Genomic DNA, 4,517 nt, shown 5'->3' on the forward strand with positions numbered 1-4,517 from the left:
CGTACCCGTAATACCAGCTTCCCACGGCCAGGACGTAAAGGCTGCCTCCCGGCCCGGGAAACAGCCTCTTCACCGAGCTCCCCGCACCCTGAACCGGGCGCCCCACGTCAACCCACACACTACCGTTCCAGCGGGCAATCGCCCAGGTGTTGTTCCCTACGTTCACCGCCGCCCACACAGACCCGTCCGGCATGGCCGCGAGCACGCCGGGAGCCAGCCCCAGCGGCTTGCCACAGTTCACCCACTCGGAAGCGCCCGGGTTCCGGTACCAGGTGGTGCCGTCGGTGGCCGCTACCCACACGGTGCCGTCCGGGCATACGGCCAGCCGGGAGGCCAGAGTGCCGGCCGGCAGCGGGAACATGTCACGCCAGGTGCCGGACACGTATTCTTTCACCATGCTGCCGTACGGGTTGATTCCGTAAAGCCGGCCGTCCCGCTCGGCGTACAATCCCAGGAGCAGACCGTACCCCAGGCTGGGGCCGCAATCGACCCACCTGGAGGCGCTTTGGTCCCAGCGATAGAGTCTCGACTTTGACCAGCCATCTCCCGTGTCGTCGTACAGCACGTCGCCTGCGTATCTGTGCAGCAGCTTCCCAAACCCCAGGGTTTTCCGCTGGGCCAGAACAGTGCCGTCGTCCGAATGCACGGTGACTTCCGCATACCAGCTACTGCTGTACCAGAGCACCCAGAACTCGTCTCCCACCAGCTCTACGTCGCTCGGGGAGTAAACCACGAACGTTTTCGCAGTGCGGTTCCACGCCATTCCGTCAAAGAAGGCCAGCGCGCAGTCGAACGAGTACTGGTAAGGATTTTCCACCAGTATGGCCACGCGGTCGCCAACCACACTGAACGCGTCCACCGCCACTGCCGGGTTTCCCGGAGACCACCCGGGCACGCCATGGGAAACCCAGCGCAACACGGGCAGCTCCTGCTCCGACTCCACCACCGCCACCACCGCGCCGGCCGGAGGAGAAGACACGGGCATGGACAGCGGCCCTGTGCCAGCCACCGCCGACCCTAACCGCGAACCGGCACAGAACACGGTCACGGTCCGGCCCGCGGGGAAGAATCCGGACGCAGCCTCCACCCGGTCAGACACAAACCTCAGGGGCGTCGACTCCGGCAGGTCCTGCCGCAGGTACAGCACCTTTGCGGACACACCCCCGAAGTCTTTCACCGCGGGGAACTTCAGCACAAGGGACGCGCCCCCACCCTGGGCAACCACATGGCCACCCAGACCGGCCAAAAGAGCCAGCAGGCAGCAGGCGACGAGCAGGTAAGAAAGCCGCTTCGCAAGCAACGCATATCACCTCCCAACCAGTAAAGCATGGGGCCCGGGAAACCCCGGGCCCCTCGCCATTCCCTCAGCCGATAAACGGCGTGGACGTCACCGGACCAGCACGCTCGGCACGTCCTACCTGGAAGAGGTGCGACCCGCCCGGACGACCACGGTGTAGGGCTGAGCCGCGCCTCTCCTGCAATACCCACAGAGACTCGCCGCGCACCTAGGGCGAACTCACCTCCTCCTCTACCTCCACCCCCGGCACGTTGATCGACGACCACATAGGCGACCGGACCCGAAGCTGCATCATCCCGGGAGGAATATCCACCCTCACGTCACAATCGAAGTTCCAACCGGAGATCTCCCGCCAGGAAACCCCATCCCAGCCGTCAAGGTAAACCGGGTACCCCGTACTAGTATCAGGCTTCGCATCAACCTGCACATGAGCACGCAACATCCGCACCGTCCCCGGAGGCGGAGACCACGGGTTGCTCGTCTGGCCACCCAGAGCACGCAGCACACCGCCGGTGGACTTGACCTTGATGCACGTCCCGGACACCGGCAGCTCCCGCTCAGATTCCACCACCTCCAGCGCACCGTCCACCGGAGGGAAAGACGCGGCAACCGAGAGCTGGCCCTCGTCCACCGCCGCAGACCCCAGTAGCAAGCCGGCAGAAAACACCGTCACGCGCCTGCCCAAGGGGAAGAAACCGGAAACGGCCTCCACCCGGCCAACCGCAAACTTCAGCGGCATCGTGTCGGGCAGCTCCCGCTTCACGTAGAGCACCTTCCCATGCACGCCACCAAAGTCTTTCACCACGGGGAACTTGAGCACAAGGGATGCGCTCCCACCCTGGGCAACCACATGACCACCCATGCCGGCGAAGAGAGCCAGCAGACAACAGGCGAAGAACAGGCAACACAACCGTTTAGCAAGCAAAACACACCACCTCCCGACCAGTAGGAACCGGGGCCCGGGATTTCCCGGGCCCCGCACAATTCACTATCAGCCGATGACCGTGGCCGACACCACGACGTACTCGGGCACGTCCGTGGTCACGTCCACCACGAACGTGCCGTCCTGCGCCGTGGTCACCGTCACGGACCGCGTGCCCGTCACCGAGCCCGTGATGTCCACGCGAACCTGGGCGTTCGGCACGCCCGCGCCGGAAGCGTCCACCACCCGGCCGTTGACTGTGATGGGCGTGCCCGGCGTGGACTCGGTCTGAGACGCCCACAGGGTTATGGTCGCCCCGCCAGGCGTGAGCAAGCCGCTTGAGCCGCACAGGTCGCCCAGCCGGTGCGGGCGCCACGGGTCGTTCTGCACCCACACCAGGGTGTTCCCGTCCGTCCACGCCCCGCCCTGGGGCGCCACCTGGGTCGCAAACACCCGGCCGCAGTAGGCGATTCCGTAATAGACCGTTTCCCCGCCCGCAGGGTCGAGGCCCAGCGCGCCAGCCTTGGTCTCGGGCGCGAACCGAATGTAGCCGTCCACGAACTTGGCCCCGTGGACATCAACGGCATCGAGAGCCAGTTGCTGCGCCGCATCTGCCGTGGGCTGCACGGCGCAGGGGTAAGCGTTGGTCTCGGCGTAGAACCTGTGCACCTGCCCCTGCAGCTCGGCCAGGGTAGAGCACAGCGCCGACCGCTTCGCCCGCCTGGCCGCGGCCGGCATCACCCCCACGGTTATACCGGCCAGTATCCCCAGCACCACAACCACCACGAGCACTTCGGTGAGCGTGAAGCCGCGCCTGCGGCCGCCCTTACCCGGCCACCTCAACGGGTTCACCTCCCACGAGTTCTCCGGCTTCAAGGTTGTCCTCGAGGCCGCCTTCACCGAGCCAGGCGTCCGCCACCCCTATGGCCTCCAGCCCCGCCGAAAGGGCGGCCCGGCCCCTGGATACCGCCTCGGCCAGGGCAGCGCGCAGGGCCTCCAGCCGCCGCTCGGCAGCAAGGGCCGCCTCCTCCGCCCTGGCGCGGCGCGCGTCGGCCTCCGCGCGGGCCACGGTCACCAGCCTCTCGGCTTCCGCCCGGGCAGCATCCACCACCGCCCGCGCCTCCGCCTCCGCCTCGGCCTTCACCCGGGCGGCAAGTTCCTGGGCCTGCAACAGCGCTTCGGCCACGGTGTGCTCGGACCGGAACTTCTTGCCCAGGTCGGCCTTCAGGCCCTCGTTCTCCGCGCGCAGCCGCGCCGTTTCGCGTTCGGCGGCGGAAAGCGCTTCCGCAACCTGCTCCAGGTGCGCACGCACCGCGTCGGGGTCGTAACCCCGGAACCTGCGCGGGAAGGAACGCTGCACATCACTGATCCTCACTTCTCCCATCTCCTTTCGTTGCACCCCGCTTCGCAGCGGGGCGTGTTCATGGACCCGCGTCCCAGGACTCGAGGGATACCCGCCCTCCCCAGTCCCGCAGCCAGGCCTCACCCCAGGGTCGACCCGCCACTTCGGGCAGCACCCGGCACAGCCTCTGCGGGAAAACGACGTCGAACGACACCTCGTCTTGGCACGTCACCTCCCCTTCTACCACGGTTACCCGTACAGTCACCCGGCCCACGCCCGCAGGGCGGTACAACACGCCCCAGGGCTGGGGCTCCAGCAGCCCCGGCCCTGACACCAGCTCGAAAACGGCCTCCGGAGGCACCGCCTGCCTGGCCCCCGCGGGGCCGTAGACGACGGCCGTGAAAGGGACGGTACGCGCGGAATCAGCAGAAGCCAGCCGGGGACTCAGCCGCACCACCGGCGGGTCAACCCGGTAGTCCCCCACCTCCACCGGCAGGTACTGGCACGAGGACACGGGGGCGGACGCTTGCGCGCTCGCCAGACCCGAGACCCACACGGCGACGCGGCCGGGGGAGCCTCCCCGGAACAGCCCCGGTGCCTCAACGGCACCGCTCCCCGGCAGGGCCGGGTCGGGGACAACCTCCCACGACGGCTCCAACCCGCCCATGGGCACCGGGGCGGGGTCAGAGAGGCCGTCCGGGGAAAAGTTGTCCTCCACCCAGGCGTACAGCCCGGCAGCGAGGCCGGGCGGCACCGGCAGGTCGGGGCCCGATACCCGGGCCAGGCGGGCCCGGGTTTCCAGCACGTATCCCACCGCAGTCTCCGGCAGGCCGAGCACGGCGGGCACGGTCTCCCGGGCGGAGGGCTGCTCCAGGGTCAGGAAGGCGCCGTCGGAGGCCAGGCGCCACCTGGCCCACTCCAGCGCACCCCGCGCGGCCCGGAGCGCTGACTCCTCC

General features: G+C 68.3%; 5 protein-coding genes. All 5 read right to left on the bottom strand.

Features of this window, described 5'->3' with window-relative positions:
* On the bottom strand, window positions 1–1,300 hold a 1,300-nt coding region (locus AB1609_16220; GenBank protein ID MEW6047995.1), incomplete at its 3' end, for a hypothetical protein.
* Between the two features lie 205 nt (window positions 1,301–1,505).
* Window positions 1,506–2,222 carry a hypothetical protein gene (locus AB1609_16225; GenBank protein MEW6047996.1) on the bottom strand — a complete coding sequence of 239 codons (717 nt, stop codon included), beginning with the start codon at window positions 2,220–2,222 and terminating at the stop codon, window positions 1,506–1,508.
* Window positions 2,223–2,288: 66 nt separating this feature from the next.
* Complete coding sequence (locus AB1609_16230; protein MEW6047997.1) at window positions 2,289–3,062, bottom strand: carboxypeptidase-like regulatory domain-containing protein; 774 nt, start codon at window positions 3,060–3,062, stop codon at window positions 2,289–2,291.
* Window positions 3,046–3,594, bottom strand: coding sequence for a DivIVA domain-containing protein (locus tag AB1609_16235; protein ID MEW6047998.1), 549 nt, complete (start codon window positions 3,592–3,594; stop codon window positions 3,046–3,048). Before AB1609_16235 ends, AB1609_16230 begins: the two co-directional genes overlap by 17 nt.
* A gap of 46 nt (window positions 3,595–3,640) precedes the next feature.
* The coding region (locus AB1609_16240) for a hypothetical protein (GenBank protein ID MEW6047999.1) at window positions 3,641–4,517 on the bottom strand (877 nt) is incomplete at its 5' end.

The sequence above is a fragment of the Bacillota bacterium genome, from assembly GCA_040754675.1.
Taxonomy (GTDB): domain Bacteria; phylum Bacillota; class Limnochordia; order Limnochordales; family Geochordaceae; genus Geochorda.